The following is a 750-nucleotide window of genomic DNA, read 5'->3' as shown; positions in this document are numbered from 1 at the left end:
ATGGACCCAGGACAGGGTCGCGATTTCGACGTCCTCGACGCGCTTCCACGGACGTCCCTCGCGTGCGGGACCTCGGATGAGTTCGGCTTTGTAGTAGCCGTTCACGGTCTCAGCAAGAGCGTTGTCGTAGGAGTCTCCGACGGTTCCGATCGAGGGGACCGCGCCGATCTCGGCGAGGCGTTCTCCGTAGCGGATCGAGGTGAATTGACTGCCGGCGTCGCTGTGACACCGCAGCCCAGTCAGTGCGGTGCCGCGTGACCATCTGGCCATCTCGATCGCGTCGAGGACCATCGTGGTCCGCATGTGGGACGCGGCGCGCCACCCCACGATGGTCCGGGAGTAGACGTCGATGATGAAGCAGACGTAGGCCACACCAGTCCAAGTCGGCACGAATGTCAGGTCGGTGACCCACAACTGGTTCGGTGCGGTGGCGGTGAAATCCCGACCGACCAGGTCCGGGTGGCGGGGGGCACCCGGATCCGGCTTCGTGGTCCGGATCCGTTTGGTGCGCCGGCCCCCTTCAATGCCCTGGGCCCGCATCAGTCGCGCGACCTGGTCACGTCCGAGGTCGTGACCGGTGCGTCGGGCGGCCTTCCAGATCTTCCGCGCCCCGTAGACCCGGTAGTTCTCCTCCCACAGTTGACGCACCACCGGACCCATCACCTCATCGCGTCGAGAGCGAGCCGAGGGCTGCCGGTTCTTGTACTCGTAGTAGCTGCTGGGGGCCACCTGCAACGTCGCGCAGATGAG

1 protein-coding gene is annotated in these 750 nt (G+C 65.7%); it reads right to left on the bottom strand.

Features of this window, described 5'->3' with window-relative positions; translation table 11 throughout:
• On the bottom strand, positions 1-750 hold a 750-nt coding region (locus tag ACYVLV_RS12265), incomplete at both ends, for an IS3 family transposase (RefSeq protein WP_460810326.1).

The sequence above is a fragment of the Nocardioides salsibiostraticola genome, assembly GCF_054783655.1.
Note: the sequence above shows the minus strand (reverse complement) of the source record. Positions and strands in the feature narration are given on the sequence as shown.